This window comes from Pantoea folii, from assembly GCF_056678875.1.
The window spans coordinates 65,990-82,096 of record NZ_JBWXON010000015.1; the positions used below are offsets into that span (position 1 = coordinate 65,990).

The 16,107-nt window shown below is 51.4% G+C and carries 13 protein-coding genes and 1 pseudogene; 7 read left to right on the forward strand and 7 right to left on the reverse strand.

The window, feature by feature from the left end:
- Nucleotides 1-366: 366 nt before the first annotated feature.
- Entirely contained in the window at nt 367-1,011 is a 645-nt protein-coding gene (locus AC1MDE_RS17435; RefSeq protein ID WP_058961636.1) for a Qnr family pentapeptide repeat protein, read from the reverse strand.
- Between the two features lie 174 nt (nt 1,012-1,185).
- Nucleotides 1,186-1,668, reverse strand: a complete 483-nt coding sequence (locus AC1MDE_RS17440; protein WP_058961637.1) for a glutathione peroxidase — start codon at nt 1,666-1,668, stop codon at nt 1,186-1,188.
- A gap of 209 nt (nt 1,669-1,877) precedes the next feature.
- Here AC1MDE_RS17440 and AC1MDE_RS17445 point away from each other — a divergent pair, with 209 nt between their 5' ends.
- Nucleotides 1,878-2,330: a GNAT family N-acetyltransferase gene (locus AC1MDE_RS17445; RefSeq protein WP_058961638.1), complete on the forward strand. Its 453-nt coding sequence runs from the start codon at nt 1,878-1,880 to the stop codon at nt 2,328-2,330.
- A 68-nt stretch (nt 2,331-2,398) separates the two neighbouring features.
- Here the strand turns inward: AC1MDE_RS17445 and AC1MDE_RS17450 are convergent, their stop codons facing one another.
- On the reverse strand, nt 2,399-2,857 hold the full coding sequence (locus tag AC1MDE_RS17450) for an NUDIX hydrolase (protein WP_166932523.1): 459 nt from the start codon (nt 2,855-2,857) through the stop codon (nt 2,399-2,401).
- Nucleotides 2,858-3,035: 178 nt separating this feature from the next.
- Here AC1MDE_RS17450 and ptsJ point away from each other — a divergent pair, with 178 nt between their 5' ends.
- Both ptsJ and AC1MDE_RS17460 read left to right on the forward strand, forming a co-directional pair.
- Entirely contained in the window at nt 3,036-4,364 is a 1,329-nt protein-coding gene (gene ptsJ, locus AC1MDE_RS17455) for a MocR-like B6 salvage transcription factor PtsJ (protein ID WP_479401839.1), read from the forward strand.
- A gap of 34 nt (nt 4,365-4,398) precedes the next feature.
- Nucleotides 4,399-5,118 (forward strand): type 1 glutamine amidotransferase, encoded by a 720-nt coding sequence (locus AC1MDE_RS17460; protein WP_058961640.1) that lies wholly within the window; start codon nt 4,399-4,401, stop codon nt 5,116-5,118.
- A 166-nt stretch (nt 5,119-5,284) separates the two neighbouring features.
- Here the strand turns inward: AC1MDE_RS17460 and pckA are convergent, their stop codons facing one another.
- Nucleotides 5,285-6,904 carry a phosphoenolpyruvate carboxykinase (ATP) gene (gene pckA, locus AC1MDE_RS17465; RefSeq protein ID WP_058961641.1) on the reverse strand — a complete coding sequence of 540 codons (1,620 nt, stop codon included), beginning with the start codon at nt 6,902-6,904 and terminating at the stop codon, nt 5,285-5,287.
- A gap of 156 nt (nt 6,905-7,060) precedes the next feature.
- Between pckA and AC1MDE_RS17470 the strand changes: the two genes are divergently transcribed.
- Nucleotides 7,061-7,951 carry a LysR family transcriptional regulator gene (locus AC1MDE_RS17470; RefSeq protein ID WP_058961642.1) on the forward strand — a complete coding sequence of 297 codons (891 nt, stop codon included), beginning with the start codon at nt 7,061-7,063 and terminating at the stop codon, nt 7,949-7,951.
- 52 nt (nt 7,952-8,003) lie between these two features.
- On the opposite strand, the pseudogene AC1MDE_RS17475 reads toward AC1MDE_RS17470, so the two are convergent.
- A pseudogene (locus tag AC1MDE_RS17475) lies at nt 8,004-8,549 on the reverse strand (NADPH-dependent FMN reductase).
- A gap of 339 nt (nt 8,550-8,888) precedes the next feature.
- Nucleotides 8,889-9,896 carry a zinc-dependent alcohol dehydrogenase family protein gene (locus tag AC1MDE_RS17480; protein WP_479400332.1) on the reverse strand — a complete coding sequence of 336 codons (1,008 nt, stop codon included), beginning with the start codon at nt 9,894-9,896 and terminating at the stop codon, nt 8,889-8,891.
- Between the two features lie 95 nt (nt 9,897-9,991).
- On the opposite strand from AC1MDE_RS17480, the gene AC1MDE_RS17485 reads away from it, so the two are divergent.
- Nucleotides 9,992-10,894 carry a LysR family transcriptional regulator gene (locus AC1MDE_RS17485; protein WP_479400331.1) on the forward strand — a complete coding sequence of 301 codons (903 nt, stop codon included), beginning with the start codon at nt 9,992-9,994 and terminating at the stop codon, nt 10,892-10,894.
- A 108-nt stretch (nt 10,895-11,002) separates the two neighbouring features.
- Here the strand turns inward: AC1MDE_RS17485 and AC1MDE_RS17490 are convergent, their stop codons facing one another.
- Nucleotides 11,003-11,857 carry a helix-turn-helix transcriptional regulator gene (locus tag AC1MDE_RS17490; protein WP_480344895.1) on the reverse strand — a complete coding sequence of 285 codons (855 nt, stop codon included), beginning with the start codon at nt 11,855-11,857 and terminating at the stop codon, nt 11,003-11,005.
- 116 nt (nt 11,858-11,973) lie between these two features.
- Here AC1MDE_RS17490 and AC1MDE_RS17495 point away from each other — a divergent pair, with 116 nt between their 5' ends.
- The gene (locus tag AC1MDE_RS17495) at nt 11,974-13,383 is read left to right on the forward strand and encodes an MFS transporter (protein ID WP_479401844.1); all 1,410 of its coding nucleotides are present in this window, start codon (nt 11,974-11,976) and stop codon (nt 13,381-13,383) included.
- 205 nt (nt 13,384-13,588) lie between these two features.
- Entirely contained in the window at nt 13,589-16,027 is a 2,439-nt protein-coding gene (bamA, locus tag AC1MDE_RS17500) for an outer membrane protein assembly factor BamA (protein ID WP_480344896.1), read from the forward strand.
- Nucleotides 16,028-16,107: the final 80 nt, after the last annotated feature.

The following is a 16,107-nucleotide window of genomic DNA, read 5'->3' on the forward strand; positions in this document are numbered from 1 at the left end:
TGATACAGCATAGACATAAATTTACAATTTGCCGGGAGAAACCCCGCTTTAGCGGTGTTTTTTAGGCTGGGCGTTTGGGAGTTTTCGCGAAGATTTGAGACGTTAGGACCGGCGTTCTCAGTGGGCAATACGGACTCACTGATGCTTGTTAAGCTCACAGGCTCATTGGCATCGTCACTACGCCTTCATTCCGTGGCAGGAGTGAGGCAACACGATGGGCTAAACACTATTTGGTCGACCATGCCAGATAATCGACCTTGTGCTGTTGACTAGCGGTATTGCCATAATATGTTGTTTACTGGCAGTCCGTATTCATTCACTCAAGCACTGCGATAAATTTGAAATGAGTGGTTAACATGCAGCTTATTAATTAACAACCGAGATACCAAGATGCTGCAATATTAATGAGGCTTGATAGTTGTCCAGCTTCACGCCCTGCAAATCCACTTCGCGCACATCTATTTCACCTAGCTCCGAGTTAGTCAGATCGCAATAAGTGAAATTGGCAGAAGGCCAGTCAAATGAAGAAAACTCACCGCCTGAGAGGTCTGATCCACTGAATGTTGCGCCCAGAATATGAGTGCCAATCCAGCAGTTATCCCATAGCTCGCACTTCTCTAATACCACCTTGGATAAATTGGCGTAGCTGAGGTTTGTTTTGGTGATGTATGCACTGCAGAACCAGGTACGGGTTGTAATCATGTTCATGAAACTGGCACCGCGAAAATCGGCACCTTGTGCCATACAGCTACGAATCTCAATACCCAGCGCACTAACGTTTCTAAAGTCCGCCATGGAAAGATCGCAACTATTAAAGATGGCATCTTTCAGCGTGGCGCGGCTGAAATTACATCCTTTCTGGTTTTCACGATCGTAAAAAGTGCAACCAGTAAACTCAGTACCACTAAGGTCACAAGCAGAAAAGTCACAGTTCAAGAAGGTACTGTTTTCAATTTTCTCACCGGTAAACCGATTCTTGCCAATTTTCTCGCCAACTAAAGTTAGGGTCATGATGCTGAGCCTGTTTTTTTATACAGTACTGTGGATGTTAAAGTGATTTATAGCCGTGCGTCAAACGACAAAATCTGACTCACCGGCAGCAACACTGGAATTGTCCGCGCTGAAAGAAGTAAGGAAATATTTTTTAGATTAAACGCTTTCAGCGCGAATGACGCTCAGGAATAATTAGATTCTAAGTGCAGCTATAATCGCAGATTCCATTTTCTCTGGCGTAGTAAAGGGTGCAAACCGCTTAATGGGTTTGCCGTCGCGTCCGATGAGGAATTTAGTGAAGTTCCACTTGATCCTACCGCCCAGCACACCGGGTAATTCGTTTTTCAGATAACTAAACACCGGATGCGTAGCCTCTCCGTTGACCTCCACCTTCTCGAACATCGGGAAGCTTACACCGTAGTTAATGTGGCAGGTTTGCGAGATCGCGTCGGCATCACCGGGCTCCTGCTTACCGAACTGATTGCAGGGGAACCCCAGCACCATCAGCCCCTGGGCGGCATACTTCTTATAAAGCGCTTCAAGGCCTGCGTACTGTGGCGTGAAGCCGCAATGGCTGGCGGTGTTGACCACCAAAACCAGTTTGCCAGCGTAATCCGCCATTGAGATAAGTTGGCCGCTCAGGCTGGTGGCGGTAAGTTGATGAAAGGGGGTCATGTCTAAGTCCTCAAAGAACACCCGTTTAATTCTGCAGGATTTTTTTTATACCCAGATTAATTACAGCGCAGCGAAAACCAACGCTCTGTTAATTCACACGGATCGATATCAATAACATCGGATCTTGCAAAGCAATATACATCAGAACCCATGGTCATTCCGCTATGATAGGATTCCAGCACCACTGAAAAAGTTATTTGGAGTGAAGAGTGACGCTTCCATCAATCCATGAATGGCATCAAAATGATTATCTCATTAGTACAGACAGCGCAAAGTTGGATGTGGAGGCGATACACCAGTATCTGACGCGCTCAACATGGGCGAAAGGCATAGACGTGGAAACCGTCACCGCTTCAGTTCAAAACAGCCTGAACTTTGGCATTTATCATCATCAATCTCAGGTTGGATTTGCCCGGCTCATAACAGATCATGCGACCTTCGCCTATCTGTGTGATGTATATGTACTGGAAGAACATCAGGGAGAGGGCCTGGGAAGGTGGCTAATGACATGCATCCATGATCATCCTCTCTTTAACAAGCTGCGCAGAATCATGTTGTTCACCACTACAGCGTCATGGCTCTATGAGAAATTTGGCTACGAGCCGGTCAATCGTCCTGATTATGCGTGGACGATCACGCGCCCAGAAATTTACTTACCTTAGCGATAACGACGAGAATTGATGCGCCGAGAGGGCTTATCGAAGGCGGTTTTGATTGCCGCCTGCAACCGTCAGCGTGCAGCAGACTGATGGGCGATTTCCAGCAAAGCCGTTAAATTTTCCGGATAATAGCGTTCCCCACTGCATATCAGTTCTTTCAGTTCCCACCAGTGATAGTCTGACATCACTTCGCGCTCGTGCTTACTCCATCCCGCTGTTGAAATCTCCTGTTGAACAACATGCACCGTATAATAGTGCTCTTGTGCTAACACTACCTCGCCGCTGGGTAGTTGCATTTCAAACGCTCGGTAGCCGATGGCATCATCCAGCTGAGTACGTATAATGCCTGTCTCTTCAAAGAGTTCGCGAATCGCTGCCTGTTTCCAGCTTTCGTGATTTTCCAATGCACCGCCGGGTGTGGCCCAATAACGTTGTCCATCCAGAGCATCGGCTTTATGTGTGAAACAAAACAACAGAACACGCTGCTGTGGGTCAATGATGAGTAATCGTGCTGAAGGCCGGGTATTCATTTTTGGCTCTCTTTCCTCGTAACGTTAACTCTCTTAGAAGATATTGTCTGTGGTATCGCGATTCCGTTGTAATCCCTCAATTTTCAGCGTGTTGTACCGATGTTTTCATCGCGTATATACAGGCGCTCAGCAGTCAATTAATATTGACCTAGGCTAAAATATTGTTTGTACCAGATCAATGAAGATAAATGGCAAAACAGCGGGTGATATTTTCGACCAAATCCGCGCAATGATTCAGGCGGGTGAACTCGCGCCCGGCACGATGCTTCCTACACTACGTGATTTAGCGGGTGAGTTGGGCATTAATCGCAATACGGTTGCACTGGCTTATAAGCGGCTGACAGATGCAGGTTTTGTCCTCTCTAGAGGAAGAAACGGCACCGTGGTGCGTGAGCCCATTGCTGAGATTGATATTGAAGGTAGCGCCCCGGGCCTGGCGATACGCGATCTTGCCAGCGGCAACCCTGCGGCTTCGGCTCTTCCCTCGGTTAATCAGCTTGTTGCGCATATCCAAAGTACACCAGCTTTGTATGGCGAACCGGAAATACGGCCTGAACTTGAGGCGGCGGGTCTCGAATGGCTACAACCCGATCTCGATGTTCCCTTTGAATTAAATTTGACCAACGGTGCGGTTGATGCGGTTGAGAGGGTGCTTGCCAGTTACCTGATTGCAGGCGATCGCGTGGCGGTTGAAGACCCCTGCTTCCTGAGTAGCATCAGCACCTTGCGGCACAATCGTCTGCAGGCTGCGCCTGTAGCAATCGATACGGAAGGCATGCAGATTGAGGCGCTGTCACATCAGCTTTCTACTGGCGTGCAGGCGGTGATCATCACTCCGCGCGCCCACAATCCAACCGGCTTTGGACTCAGTGCGGGACGCGCCGAAGGCATACGCACTCTACTGGCGAGCTACCCGCAGGTTCTGGTGATTGTGGATGATCACTTCTCCCTACTCTCAACACAGGATTATCACCACATTGTTCCGGCAAATGCCCGTAACTGGGTGCTGATTCGCTCGATGTCCAAGTTTCTTGGGCCCGACTTACGGATGGCTGTTGTTGCAAGTGATGAAGAAACCTCACAGCGTCTGCGTCAGCGCCTGAATGCCGGGACTAACTGGGTCAGCCATATACTGCAAGATATGGCTGCAGGTTATCTGCGTTCACCAGGCTTTCAGCCCGCCATTTTGGCCGCACGCAGGCGCTATTCAGCCCAAAGAGAATTGCTGGTTAGCGCGTTAAAAAAACACGGCGTCACGGTTTCAAAACATCACGATGGCTTGAACGTTTGGGTTCCTTTAGCGCACAACAGTGCGGCAACGGTGATGCAAATGGCACAACGCGGCTGGCTGGTTCGCGGCGGAGAAGGGTTCATGCTGGACAGCACGAGTTCAGGGCTGCGGATCACCGTCTCTGAGATTGATGCACCGGAAACAGAGTTAATCGCTAAATCCCTGGCCGGGATTCTGTCACAGCAGCGTCAGATTCAGGCTACCAATAAGGGCTGAACAGGCCAGTACATTACTCATGGAGTTCTCTGCAATGCGCGTACATTTCATCGTACATGAAGATTTTGAAGCACCCGGCGCCTACGAAACATGGGCCAACAATCACGGTCATGATGTGACTTACTCGCGGGTTTATGCAGGCGACAGGCTGCCAGCAAACGCGGAAGGCATTGATTTTCTTATTGTGATGGGAGGGCCTCAGGATCCGTCCACCACACTAGAAGAATGCCCGCACTTTGATGCGAAAGGTGAACAGGCGCTGATTGCTTCGGCGGTTCAAACCGGTAAAGCCGTTATCGGTATCTGTCTCGGTTCACAACTGATTGGTGAAGCGCTAGGCGCATCTTTCGCGCACAGCCCTGAAAAAGAGATTGGTAAATTCCCGATCACGCTGACAGAAGAGGGTAGTAAGGACGAACTGTTCTCTCACTTTGCCAGCACGCTGGAAGTGGGGCACTGGCATAACGACATGCCGGGTCTGACGGCAGATGCAAAAATCATCGCTTACAGCGAAGGTTGCCCGCGCCAGATCGTGGCGTATTCAGACCGCGTATATGGTTTCCAGTGCCATATGGAACTAACGCTGGAGGTTGTGGAAATGCTGATCGCGCATTCAGAGAAAGATCTGAGTCGCGCCGCAGAATACCGCTTCGTTAATACGCCAGAAGAACTGCGTGCACACGATTACAGCGAGATGAATCAGGTGCTATTTGGTTTTTTAGATAAGTTGGAAACTCGCTATAACGCAGCATAAGCACTGAGTACGTCAGGCTAATTGTGCCTGGCATTCTTTCTGCTCTATTAATTAATAACGCTGCCCGGCGATTTTACGCGGGGCAGCGTTATTTCAGTCAGATATCAGCACTTCATTAGCGGCGAAGGAGTGCCACGGAATGGCACTCTGCTAAACGTCAGCGAAATTACAACTGCGGACCTGCCTGCGCAATACGCGCACCGGCCTCGTTGTTGCTGTACTGTTTGAAGTTATTGATAAACAGCTGTGCCAGTTTCTCGGCCGCTTCCTGCCATTCTGCCGGTGATGCCCAGCCGTTGCGCGGATCGAGAGTGTTTACATCGACACCAGCAATCTCCTGCGGAATGGCGAGACCAAAGATCGGAAGTGTTTCTTCACGCATTGCGCCAGTTTCCCCTTCGAGGATGGCGTTGACGATCTGGCGCGTATCTTTCAGCGACAAACGCTCACCCGCACCGTTCCAACCGGTATTCACCAGCCACACTTCAGCACCGCTCTGCGCAACTTTCTCCTGCAGCACATCAGCATACTGTGTTGGATGCAGCATCAGGAAAGCCGCACCATAGCAGGCAGAAAATGTCGGCGTTGGAGCAGTAATCCCGCGCTCGGTGCCCGCGAGTTTAGAAGTGAAGCCAGACAAGAAGTGATACTGCATCTGCTCTGGGGTCAGACGGGAAACGGGCGGGAGCACGCCGAATCCGTCCGCAGCAAGGAAGATAATGCGTGAAGGGTGACCCGCGCGAGACACCGGCTGCACGATATTCTCGATGTGCGACAGTGGATAAGAGACGCGTGTGTTCTCGGTTTTGCTACCATCGGCATAATCCACGCTGCCATCTTCACGAACGACCACGTTTTCCAGCAGCGCGTTACGGCGGATAGCACCATAAATTTCCGGTTCAGATTCCGCTTTCAGATTGATGGTCTTGGCATAGCAGCCGCCTTCAAAATTGAATACGCCGTCAGCATCCCAGCCGTGCTCATCATCACCAATGAGCTGTCGACGCGGATCGGTCGACAGTGTGGTTTTTCCGGTACCGGAGAGGCCAAAGAACAGCGCCACATCGTCTTTTTCACCCCGGTTTGCTGAGCAGTGCATGGACGCGATACCCTTCAGCGGCAGCAGGTAGTTCATCACTGAGAACATTCCTTTTTTCATTTCGCCGCCGTACCAGGTCCCGCCAATCAGCTGGATATTCTCTGTCAGGTTGAAGGCAACAAAGTTCTCCGAGTTTAACCCTTGCTCCTGCCACTGCGGATTGACGCAACCGGCGCCATTAATCACCGTGAAGTCCGGGTTAAAGCTTGCCAGCTCTTCGTCGGTCGGGGCGATAAACATATTTTTGACAAAGTGCGCCTGCCAGGCCACCTCAGTGACAAAACGCACGGCCAGACGGGTATCGGCACTCGCGCCACACCAGGCATCCACGATATACAGCGCTTTGGCAGACAGGTGATCGGCGACCAGCGTTTTCAGATGCGCCCACACGTCAGTCGACATCGGTTTGTTATCGTTGCGCCCCAGGCCAGCATCCGACCACCAAAGGGTATCTCGCGTCACATCGTCGCGAACGATGTACTTATCGCGTGGAGAGCGGCCCGTGAACTCGCCGGTATCAACCGTCACCGCACCAGACGTCGTCACAATTCCGCGCGCCGGGCCTTTAAGCTCGGCTGACGTTTCATGCTCGAATAGCAATTCGTAATTCGGGTTGTAGATGATCTCGCTGACATCGTTGATGCCAAGGCTTGAGAGATGTTGCATGACAGATTTAGTTGCGCTCATAAAATACCCTGACTCATTGGATGATTGGCGAGGCGGCTAGGGCCGACCCGAATAAGGGATGGATAGTAGCACTGGCTTTTTGATGCAGAAATTGCATATAAATCATTTGTCATGTAAAAAATGCATAGAATTGGGGGCTGCAATTGGAGCAAAGACGTGCTAAGTAACCTCGAAGTGAAGTGGTTCTATGATGTAATTGCATTAGAAGAATGCCGCAGCTTTACGCTTGCGGCAGAGAGGCGAAATATTTCGCAATCCTCGTTCAGCAGAAGGATTCAGGCACTCGAATCGAACCTGGGTTTCAGCGTATTTAATCGTGAAGTGAACCCGCCACAGTTGACGCCGCAGGGCAGGATATTTGTCGGCTATGCCAGGAACATGCTCGACGATATGGACTTCCAGATCAGCCGAATTAAGGGTGAAGATAAGCTAAAGCAAAGTATCCGTATCGATGCGGCGCCTTCGCTTTCCGTCCTGCTGCTGCCCGATATACTGGCGGATTACCGTGACAGCCCTGATAAAGTTTTCTTTGTTGAATCGATTAACGTCAACGATGCCGTATTTAACCTGAAAGAGGGGAAAAGTGATTTCATCCTGTCCTTTTATAATGAAGAGCTGATGAATTATCCGTTTATCAATCACAAAATTTTCGATTCCGCGCTGCACCTGGTTTCACCCTGTGACCAGAACGGTAAGCCGATTTTCTCCATCAATGGCGACACACTGCCGCTGGTCAAGTATGCCAATGACAGTTATATGGGGCGTCAGGTCAATCAGGTTATTGATCGCATACCCAATACCACCTTCATTCTGACCTTCGTTTCATCGATGAGCGAGTTGCTGAAGAGAATGATCCTGAAAGGCGATGCCGTTGGCTGGTTGCCGGACTACTCGATTCAGCGTGAATTGGAGGAGAGAAGGCTGGCGATTATGGATCACAGCCTTTCGCTGAAGATTTCGGCTTATGTTTATCGCTCAGGTGCACGCTTAAATCTCACGGCGGAACGCTTCTGGCGCTATGTGAAAGGGCGGAATATTGAGGGTTGATGATGGTATGGTCTTAGAACAGGATGTTAAAGGCAGATTTAAGTCATTTTATTTATTGTGCCATTACCATTTCGATATTTTCCCATAACTCATTTAATCTTAAGCAAATTCCAGCATTTTCAATCAATGAAAACTCGGTAGCATCGGAAAACACATAAGGTGCTTCAAGTGTTGCCCTCGGGCAACATGCTTCTGGCAGTAACGCGCCCATAACCTTCAATGTCTCTGTGAGTTGTGGATGTGCCAGATGAGCCCTGACAGACAGGTTAGGCATTGAGACAGGCTTATCAAGAAATTCGCCACTGCTAACAATCCAGTCAAGGGCGTTTTTTATGACTCCGGTGACACCGTGTGCATATTCCGGGCTGACCAATTACACCATGTCCGCCCTGGATAATGCATCTCTCCAGTGCTCAACTGCTGAATTCTGTGTATTTTCATCATCAACATTAAAAAGAGGGATTTTATCCAGAGAGTCATATATCTCAAACGTGACTCCCACTGGACTAAGCAGAGACATGGCCTGTAAAAAAACAGTGTTCAACGATGCAGCACGAAGACTGCCAGAAATACCTAATACATACTTTCCATTGTTCATTAAATTACTCCCTTAAATTTTTTCTAAATGAGCCAGAACATTGTATGAGTGGTTAATGCTTCTTTCGTTAAGTTCTTAACTTACTCTAAGAGAGTAGATATCTCTCGTCATCTGTTTCATCCCGCAACAATACCATCGATGTTTCAACCTCAGCTTTTAGGCATATTCTCCGAATCGAAAGAAGTGTGAAACAGCGCATGTCGAAGACTACAGAAACTTTGACCAGGACGGGTCATGTGATTGTGACGATTGAGGTGTAAAAGGGGAAGGTCGTCTAAAAGCCGAAGTCAGCATCGACAAGGAAATTGATCCTGTTATCACCCTTAAACGACCCAGCATTCAAACGCTTAAATCAATCACCACTTTCCCCACATGCCCAGCAGATTGCAGGTATCGATAAGCCTGCTGCGTGTCCGCAAAACCGAACACCCGGTCAACCTCCGGCACAATCCCTGCAGTCTCCATCGCTCTCACTGCCGAGCGCAGATCCGCCGTTGAGCCCGTATTATTCCCGACAATATTCAACATCTTCTGCATTATTGGCAGTACTGGCACAGTCAACTCCGCACCGCCTACAAACCCAATCACAAAGATCGTCCCGTTATAGGCCGCCGCATTGATCGATTTAGCAAAAGTCGCCGCACCCACGGATTCCAGCACCAGGTCCGCACCCTGACCGTGCGTCAGTTCCAGCACCTGTTTATCCCAGTCCGGTTCATCACGGTAATTAATGCCTTCATCGGCACCCAGTGCTTTCACCTTCGCCAGTTTTTCATCGGAAGAGGAGAGCATAATCACCCGCGCGCCCGCCGCTTTAGCATATTGCAACGCAAACAGACTTACGCCACCGGTCCCAAGCAACAGCACGGTGCTACCAGGCTGAACCTTACCGCGCACGATGGCGTTCCAGGCCGTCGTCGCAGCGATCGGCAGCGTGGCGGCCTGCTGCCAACTGAGATAATCAGGGATGCGCACTAAAGAAGCCGCCGGAACAACGGCAAACTCCGCTAGCCCGCCATTGCCAGTCACGCCACGCAAGGCATGATGATGTTCAGCGCGAATCAAACCTGCATGCCAGTTTTGCATCATACCCGGCACGACGCGCTCGCCGATTTGCCAGCCGCTTACCCCCGACCCTAATTCAACAATCTCACCCGCACTGTCAGCCCCCGGAATGATCGGCTGCGCGATGGCACCAAACTGACCGGTTGCCAGCGCCAAATCGAGATAGTTGAGGCTTACCGCATACTGGCGAATCAATACCTCGCCATGGCCCGGCTGTGGGCGCGGCAGTTCAGTGATATTCAGGGCATCAATGTTGGGCGCAGTTAATTGGATAGCTCGCATAAAATTCTCCTGTTTTCAAAGTACAGTCAGTGTGGCGCGAAAACAGGCGCTATAATCGATGTCAAAACCAAATGACTGTTGCACCGGGAGCAATAATGCAGGATGACGATTTCCGCCAACGCGAAGCATTTTTAGCGGTGGTGCGCGCAGGCAGTTTCAGTGCCGGCGCGCGTGCGCTTGGACGCGATGTTTCAGTGGTCTCGCGCCGCATCGCTGCGTTAGAAAAACGGCTGGGCATTCGCCTGATCGAGCGCACCACGCGTCGTATCCGTCCCACGGAAGAAGGACAGCGCTATCGGCAGAAGATCGAACTTGCCGATGAGCTATTGCGGGAAGCGGAAGAAGAAGCGCGGGCCCTGGCGGCGCGTCCAGCGGGCACTATTCGCTTAACCGTGCCAGCTTCTTTTGGTCGCAGTTGGGTGGTGCAGGCGTTGCCGGGTTTTTTGCAGGCATATCCTGATATTCGTATCGTACTGAATTGCAGCGACCGCTACGTCGATTTGCTGGGGGATAATTTTGATATGGCGATCCGCATCGGCGTGCTCACGGATAACCGCCTGATAGCGCGTAAGCTGGCGGATACCAGCCGAATGCTGTGCGTGGCGCCAGATTATCTGGAACGTCATCCTGCGCTAAACCAACCTCAGGATCTCCGCCAACATGATTGTCTGGGCTTTACCCCGATGCACAGCTGGCCGGAATGGCGACTGGAGAAAGACGGTCATCAAATCGCGGTGCCGGTGCAAACGCGTTTTGAAAGCGATGAAATGGATGCTCTGGTGCTGGCCGCGCAGGCAGGCATGGGCGTATTGCTGGCGGCCAACTGGCTGGTGCAAAAGGAGCTGGCCGAAGGATCGCTGGTGCCGGTGCTATCTGACTGGCAGGCGGTTGGGGAAGATGGCGTCTGGCTGATGAAACCTTCCAGCCAACTTCAGTCGGCGAAGATCAGTGCCCTGACCGAATGGCTGGTGGCCTGGTTTGCGGAAAAGCGCTGGTAAAGTCGAATCCAAGGCGTAGTGATGAGGTTAAGCGGCTGCAGCGGCCTGAAGCCCGCTCAAGCCGTTTGCATCACCAGACCTCGAGCATTGCGGCGCAGGTGGTCAATTTTACGACTTCATCAATCGCTGCAGTGACGCCACACTCTGCTCATCATCCGGTACATACACCAGCAGGCGGTCGCCGTTGCGTGAAGCAGACCACCAGTTATTCTGGCGCAGCGTCATTTCACCGACTTCCTCGCGGTAAAAACGCTTCAGCCGATTTTCCACCTTGCCCAGTTCGTAGCGTTGCCAGGTTTGGGCAAATTCATCCGAGCTATTCAGCAAACGAGCGAGAAAACTCTCCCAGTGTGGATCGCCAAGGTGTTCGCCCATCTGTCCACGAAACATCGCCACCATCTGCGGCATCACGTCTTCCCAGTCATTAATCGCTTTGCGCCAGCCGGGATGATTAAACGCCAGCCAGATGCAGTTGCGGTCCTCCACGGCGATCTCCGCAAGATCCACGCCCATCAATGCACACCAGGCGGCGTTATAGCCAAGAATATCGAAACGCGGTGTTTCGATAATCGCCGGTAACTGGATCGCGTCCAGCATCTGCTGATTATGTGCTGCGATTTTGCAGCAGGCAGCGGCCACCCGCACCGATGGCAACGAGTGTCCGGCAAGGGAAAACAGATGCTGCGTCTCGACATCGTTGCACTGCAATGCCGTGGCAATGGCCGTCAGGGTTTTCGGCGAGGCTTTGATATCGCGACCCTGTTCCAGCCACGTATACCAGGTCACGCCCACATCCGCTAACTGCGCCACTTCCTCACGTCTTAAACCTGGGGTGCGACGCTGACGCATATGCGGCAAGCCCAGACGGTTAGGATCGAGACTTTCACGGCGGGTGCGTAAAAAAGTGCCCAGCAGTTTTCGATTGTTGTATTCAGCCGTGACGGGGGCAGTAGCCGTGCTCATGAGCAGATCTCCAAACGAGACGGGTAGTATTTATACCATGATAAACAAGAACTGGTACCCGTTTAATAGTTAGGTGATGCTATGCCGTACTGCACTTAAAAACAAGGTTAAAACCGATGCAAACATCGCAACTTCAACGCGCGGGACTGGTGGTCCTGCTGGCAGGGCAACTGCTGCCCATGATCGATTTTTCCATTGTCAATGTGGCGCTGGATGCCATGGCGCATACGTTGCGCGCCACATCGATTGAGCTGGCGCTGATTGTCGCCGTGTACGGCATTGCTTTCGCCATCTGCCTGGCGATGGGCGGACGCCTGGGGGATAACTACGGACGTCGTCGGATATTCCTGGCGGGAGTATGGATCTTCGGTATTGCATCTTTATTATGCGGCATCGCCAACAGCGTCGGTCTGTTGATGTTTGCCCGCGCACTGCAGGGTGTCGGCGCAGCTTTCATCGTGCCGCAAATCCTCGCCACCATGCATGTCACCATGAAGGGCAGGGAGCATGCGCGCGCCATCGGTCTTTACGGTGGCATTGGCGGACTGGCGTTTATCATTGGTCAGGTATTAGGTGGATTCCTGATTAAAGCGGATATCGGTGGATATGGCTGGCGCAGTGTGTTCCTGATCAATTTGCCGATTTGCCTGTTCGTGCTGATCACCGCGCAACGCTTTGTGCCTGAAACGCACAACAATCAGCGCGTGCCGGTCGATGTCAGCGGAACCTTGCTGTTAGCGGGCGCGATTGGCTGTTTAATGCTGGCGCTGGCGCTCGGTCCGCTGCTGCACTGGTCATGGCCGTGCATTCTGCTGCTGGTGCTGTTCCCGGTGTTATTGCACCGTCTGCGTCAAAGTTCGCTGCGTCTGGAAGCAGAAGGCGGTTCACCGTTGCTGCCACCCTCGCTGCTGCGTCTGCCAAGCGTTCGCTTTGGGTTGACCCTGGCGGTGCTGTTCTTCTCCTGCTGGAGCGGCTTTATGTTCGCGGTAGCGCTGACGCTGCAGTCAGGCATTGGCTTAACTGCATTTCAGTCGGGAAACGCGTTTATCGCACTGGGCGCTGCCTACTTTATCGGCGCGATGCGTTCAACACGCATGGTGGAACGCTTTGGTAAACGCACCACGTTACTGACCGGTTGCGGCATCCAGATGGTCGGCCTGATCGCCCTGATTGCCACCTTCCAGTTTGCCTGGCCTGATGTTGGCGTCTTTACCCTGATGCCCGCCACCATCCTGATTGGCTTTGGCCAGTCGTTTATCGTCAGCACTTTCTATCGCATTGGCATGAGCGGTGTACCGCATCATCAGGCGGGCGCGGGCAGTGCGGTGTTATCCACCGTACAGCAATCGGCACTCGGTTTGGGTCCGATGCTGCTCGGAGGCGTTTTCACTCAGATTAACGTGCATGGTAATCACCTGGCGGCCATCTCCGGCACCCTGGGCGTGGAGCTGTTAATGATGGTGACGCTGGTGATTTTGACCAGTCTGAACCGTCGCACTTTCCAGCCGGTGACGGCGGAAGGGTAATCCTTATGCTGTGATTTCTGCAGCGGCTTTTCAGCTTACTGTAAGGTAAGCGAAAATCCGTTGATTGCGCTGAATTTAACTTTGGCGCAGTGGTCTTTTTTCCGGAACATATCGCCGCAACTAACGGGCTGAACCGCGTGTTCAGCCCGTTTTTTTGTGGTGCGGCAGAAATGCGTTGAATGGAAAAACGGCAGGCTCATAGCAGATGAAAAAGATGTTAACCGGGTTACTTTTCATGGTAACCACCACAGCCTTTGGTGCAGACGATTTCACCCTCAGGGATATTCACTTTGACGGCTTGCAGCGTGTCGCACCGGGTGCGGCAATGCTGAGCATGCCGGTACGCGTGGGCGATCGCGTCTCGGATGACGATATTCGCAACACCATTCGTGCGCTATTTGCCACTGGCAACTTCGAAGATGTGCAAGTGCTGCGCGATGGTGACGCGCTGCTCATTCGTGTGAAAGAACGTCCGGCCATTGCCAGCATTTCCTTCTCCGGCAACAAGGCGATCAAAGAAGATCAGCTGAAGCAAAATCTCGATGCTACCGGTGTGCGAGTCGGTGAAGCGCTGGATCGCACCACGCTATCAGACATCGAAAAAGGACTGGAAGATTTCTACTACAGCGCGGGTAAATACACTGCCAGCGTCAAAGCTGTGGTCACGCCGTTGCCACGCAATCGTGTCGATCTGAAGTTCGTGTTTACCGAAGGTGTATCCGCGAAGATTCAGCAGATCAATATTGTCGGCAATCACGCCTTCTCGTCTGATGAACTCATCTCGCACTTCCAATTGCGTGATGATGTGCCGTGGTGGAATTTTATTGCCGATCAGAAATATCAGAAACAAAAACTGTCCGGCGATTTAGAAACACTGCGTAGCTATTATCTCGATCGCGGTTTTGCACGTTTTAATATTGATTCAACGCAAGTGAGTTTAACACCCGATAAGAAAAGTATTTATCTGACAGTCAATATTCATGAAGGCGATGTTTACCATATTTCCGATGTTATCCTGAACGGCGATATGGCGGGACATTCCGCCGAAATTGAGAAACTGGCCCATATACCGCCAGGGGCTTTATACAGCGGTGCCAAAATTACTGATAACGAAGGCGCGATCAAAGCGCTGCTCGGTCGCTACGGCTATGCTTTCCCGCAAGTTAGTTCTCAGCCTGAAATTAACGATGCAGACAAAACCGTTAAACTGCATGTGAATGTTGAAGCAGGGCATCGTTTCTACGTGCGTCAGGTGAAGTTCAGCGGCAATGACACCTCGAAGGATTCGGTGTTACGTCGCGAAATGCGCCAGATGGAAGGGTCGTGGTTAGCCAGCGATGCGGTTGATCAAGGTAAGGCCCGTCTCAATCGTACCGGCTATTTCGAAAGCGTCGATGTTGATACCCAGCGTGTGCCCGGCAGCCCTGATCAGGTCGATGTGGTGTATAAGGTGAAAGAGCGTAACACCGGCACTTTCAACGTGGGTCTTGGGTACGGCACCGACAGCGGCATCAGTTACCAGCTTGGCGTCAGCCAGGATAACTGGATGGGTACCGGTAATACCGTGAGTTTTAGCGGCACTAAAAACAGTTATCAAACCTATGTTGAGATTGCTGCCACCAATCCGTACTTCACCGTGGATGGCGTGAGTCTTGGCGGTAAACTGTTCTACAACGATTACAGCGCCGAAGATAATGACCTGTCTGAATACACGCTGAAGAGTTTTGGTGCCAGCAGTACGTTAAGCTTCCCGATCAGCGAAAACAGTAATCTGAGTTCTGGGCTGGATTACACCTACAACCGCGTCAGTAATATGGCACCGCAGGTCTCGATGTGGCGCTATCTGGGATCGCAGGGCATCCATCCGAAAGTCATCACCACTAATGAAGATGATGATGACGATTACGCCACCAGCGATGAGAAGTTTGTCGCTAATGACTTCTTCTGGAACATCGGCTGGAACTACAACTCATTAGATCGTGGTTTCTTGCCGACCTCGGGGGTTTCAGCGGGTTTCAACACCAAAGTGACGATCCCGGGATCGACCAACAGCTATTACAAAAGTACGCTGAGTGCCAACGCTTACTTACCGCTGAGTAATGACCATCGTTGGGTGCTGATGGGCCGCACTAAAGCCGGCTATGCGGATGGATTTGGTGGTAAAGAAGTGCCGTTCTATGACAACTTCTATGCCGGTGGATCCAGCTCAGTACGTGGTTTCTCATCCAATACCATCGGTCCGAAAGCGGCCTATTACAGCTGTGCTGGCAGTGAAAGCAGCTACGGTAATTGCGCAGTATCTAAATCAGATGACGCAGTGGGCGGCAACGCCATGGCAGTAGCGAGCGCGGAATTAATTGTTCCAACACCGTTTGTCAGCGATCGTTATGCGGATTCACTGCGTACTTCGTTCTTTGTCGATGCCGGTACCGTGTGGGATACCAAATGGGAAAATACCGCGGCAACGCGCGCGGCAGGCATTCCGGATTATGGTGATCCGAGTGAAATCCGTGTTTCCAGCGGTCTGGCATTACAATGGCAATCGCCGCTTGGTCCGCTGGTGTTCTCTTATACCTTGCCGATCAAAAAATATGAAGGCGATAAGTCTGAGCAGTTCCAGTTTAATATCGGGAAAACCTGGTAGTGGTTATTTCTCTGTTAAAGAAAGAAGTAAGATTTACGTTATCTTTAAACAGAGAGAACAGAATAAAATAGCCGTTTGCG